Genomic DNA, 3,417 nt, shown 5'->3' with positions numbered 1-3,417 from the left:
GCCAGGCCTCAGCATTTTATTATGGTGATCCCCTGGGCGAAATGCGCCTGGTAAGCAGAGTTTTTGAAATGTAAGGCCTTTGAATAAGACAAAAGGCTGCCTCATCGCTAACTTTGCAACAGTGCCAGTTTTATTACGAACGTGTTTTGGGTGGACAACGGAAAACATATTTCATCGAAAGACCAAAAAAAGAAAAAACACTTCCTGTTGTGATGAGTGAAGAAGAAACCATTCGGGTACTACGCGCTATTGAAAACGTGAAACACAAGGCTATTCTGATGACTATTTATTCGGCAGGTTTGCGCATTTCTGAATGTATAAACCTGAAAATAAAAGACATTGACTCCAAGCGCATGCAAATTCGTATAGAACAGTCAAAAGGAAAAAGAGATCGTTATACCATTTTATCTGAGAAAACATTAATTATTTTAAGAACATACTTTATGGAATATAAACCAAAAGATTATTTATTTGAAGGTCAAAAAGGTGGCGCATACTCAAGCCGAAGTATTCAAAACATTTTTAAAGCAGCTGTTTTAAAAGCAAAGATTCAAAAGGAAGTTACTGTACATACCTTACGACATAGCTTTGCAACGCATTTGCTTGAGAATGGTACGAGTTTACGTTATATTCAATCGTTGTTAGGTCATTCAAGCAGTAAAACAACTGAGGTTTATACACATATTACCACCAAGGGAATGGAACAATTAAAAAGTCCGATGGATTTGTTAGATATATAGAAAGGATTTGTATATTTGAGCAAAACTTAACAAAAAGCACTATGAATATAAATCCTTTTGAGAGAGTAGAAACGAACGGTAAACGGTTGAAAACGGATTTGTCACTGATAATGAAAGGTTTAGCAAAATAAGATATAGTGGATATATACGCCATTTGGCGTATAGCCACTTGTTATGTGCCATTTTTGAATGACAATGCGAATAGATACGGACAAACAAATGAATTTACTTAGTGATAAGAACGTTGCAATAATTGGTGGTGGACCCGTTGGACTGACTATGGCAAAATTATTACAGCAAAACGGCATAGACGTTTCAGTTTACGAAAGAGACAACGACCGAGAGGCAAGAATTTTTGGTGGAACCCTTGACCTACACAAAGGTTCAGGTCAGGAAGCAATGAAAAAAGCGGGATTGTTACAAACTTATTATGACTTAGCCTTACCAATGGGTGTAAATATTGCTGATGAAAAAGGCAATATTTTATCCACAAAAAATGTAAAGCCCGAAAATCGATTTGACAATCCTGAAATAAACAGAAATGACTTAAGGGCTATCTTGTTGAATAGTTTAGAAAACGACACGGTTATTTGGGATAGAAAACTTGTTATGCTTGAACCTGGTAAGAAGAAGTGGACACTAACTTTTGAGAATAAACCGAGTGAAACAGCAGATTTGGTTATTCTTGCCAATGGTGGAATGTCGAAAATAAGGAGCTTTGTTACCGACACGCAAGTTGAAGAAACCGGTACTTTCAACATCCAAGCTGATATTCTTCAACCGGAAATAAACTGTCCCGGATTTTTTCAGCTATGCAACGGCAACCGATTAATGGCGGGACATCAGGGCATTTTATTGTTTGCCAATCCCAATAATAATGGTGCATTGTATTTAGGAATTAGTTTTAAAACGCCCGATGAATGGAAAAATAAAATTCCCTTAGATTTTCAGGACAGAAACAGCGTTGCCGATTTTTTATTGAAAAGATTTTCCAAATGGAGTGAAGTTTACAAACAATTAATACGTTCGGTATCAACATTTCAATGCTTGCCCACAAGGAAATTTCCTTTGAACAATGATTGGAAAAGTAACCGTCCATTACCCATAACAATGATTGGCGATGCTGCTCATTTGATGTCGCCTTTTGCAGGACAGGGTGTAAATACGGGATTATTGGATGCTTTGATATTGTCTGAAAACCTTACAAACGGAGAATTTACAAGTATTGAAAATGCCATCGAAAACTACGAACAACAAATGTTTGTTTATGCAAAAGATACGCAGGACGAATCGACAGAAAACGAAACCGAAATGTTTAGTCCCAATTTTTCGTTTCAAAAATTATTGAATCTATAAACAGTAAGAAAAAACGGCTACTAACAAGCAGTTTTGCAATAGTGGGGCAGAAGTGCAAAATTGAACTTGTGTGCTTCTATCAACTTTTGTACATTAGCTGCCAGTTTAAGATGGGTGCATTTGAGTATGCCCAAAGGAGCCCGCAAGTATGCGCAGGACGAAGCCAGTAGCCGCGCCGATGGTGGCGCGGGTCTATCTGCGCGTCAGCACCGACGCGCAGGACTTGGAACGCCAAGAGGCGATCACTACGGCCGCGAAGGCCGCCGGCTACTACGTCGCCGGCATCTACCGTGAGAAGGCATCCGGCGCACGCGCCGACCGGCCTGAGCTGCTGCGCATGATCGGCGACCTACAGCCCGGCGAGGTGGTCATTGCCGAGAAGATCGACCGCATCAGCCGCCTACCTTTGCCCGAGGCCGAGCGCCTGGTGGCCTCGATACAGGCCAAAGGCGCACGCCTGGCCGTCCCTGGCGTGGTCGATCTATCCGACCTGGCGGCCGAGGCCCAGGGCGTCGCCAAGATCGTGCTGGAAGCCGTGCAGATCATGCTTTTTCGCCTGGCCTTGCAGATGGCCCGCGACGACTACGAGGACAGGCGCGAACGCCAGCGCCAAGGCATTGAGTTGGCCCGCCAGGCCGGGCGGTACAAGGGCCGCCGTGCTGATCCGAAGCGCCGCGCCCAAGTTGTCGCGCTGCGCAAGTCCGGCTACAGCATCAACAAGACCGCCGAGCTGGCCGGGTACAGTGCGGCCCAGGTGAAACGGATATGGGCCGAGGTCAGCCAGGCCGAAGCGAAGCAGCACGGCGCGTTCGTGGAGGACGCATTGACGGAAGCCGATGCCCTGGCCGCTGTCGGCCAGGATGAGCGCCAGGAGGAAAGGGCATGAAGAAGCCGAACCAAGACGACGAGCCGTTTTTCATCACCGAGGAGATTGCGGCCGAAATGATCGCCGGCGGCTATGAGTTCGAGCTGCCGCCCATTCCTTGCACCATCCGCCTACGCGACGTGCTGGAGCGCATGACCGATGCTGAGCTAGCATTGCAGCCGGGCGAGATCGCCGACCAGGAGCGTGAACGCTGCCGGCGCAAGCCGTGTTCAACCTCATGATCTGGTCATGGTATTTTTCATGGCACTGAGCCTGATAGTTCTTGCAAATTGTTGTCACTAAAGGGTTTTGTGTGCTTGTTTACAATCGAGTGGGAGTGACGGGCACTGGCTGGCAATGTCTAGCAACGGCAGGCATTTCGGCTGAGGGTAAAAGAACTTTCCGCTAAGCGATAGACTGTATGTAAACACAGTATTGCAAGGACGCGGAACATGC

At 45.6% G+C, this 3,417-nt stretch carries 4 protein-coding genes; all 4 read left to right on the top strand.

Annotated features, from left to right (window positions below):
• The first annotated feature begins 146 nt into the window (after positions 1 to 146).
• The 4 genes from FTT91_RS14325 to FTT91_RS14310 all read left to right on the top strand — a co-directional run bounded on the left by FTT91_RS14325 (position 147) and on the right by FTT91_RS14310 (position 3,203).
• Positions 147 to 740, top strand: coding sequence for a tyrosine-type recombinase/integrase (locus tag FTT91_RS14325; protein WP_205779272.1), 594 nt, complete (start codon positions 147 to 149; stop codon positions 738 to 740).
• A 189-nt stretch (positions 741 to 929) separates the two neighbouring features.
• Entirely contained in the window at positions 930 to 2,096 is a 1,167-nt protein-coding gene (locus FTT91_RS14320) for a tetracycline-inactivating monooxygenase Tet(X3) (protein ID WP_024160783.1), read from the top strand.
• A gap of 148 nt (positions 2,097 to 2,244) precedes the next feature.
• A complete protein-coding gene (locus FTT91_RS14315) occupies positions 2,245 to 2,982 on the top strand; it encodes a recombinase family protein (RefSeq protein WP_001366550.1) in 738 nt (245 codons plus the stop codon).
• Entirely contained in the window at positions 2,979 to 3,203 is a 225-nt protein-coding gene (locus FTT91_RS14310) for a hypothetical protein (protein WP_000743213.1), read from the top strand. The genes FTT91_RS14315 and FTT91_RS14310 overlap by 4 nt, the downstream gene beginning before the upstream one ends.
• Positions 3,204 to 3,417 lie beyond the last annotated feature (214 nt).

The sequence above is a fragment of the Acinetobacter sp. YH12021 genome (assembly GCF_013420145.1).
Taxonomy (GTDB): Bacteria; Pseudomonadota; Gammaproteobacteria; order Pseudomonadales; family Moraxellaceae; genus Acinetobacter; species Acinetobacter towneri.
Note: the sequence above shows the minus strand (reverse complement) of the source record. Positions and strands in the feature narration are given on the sequence as shown.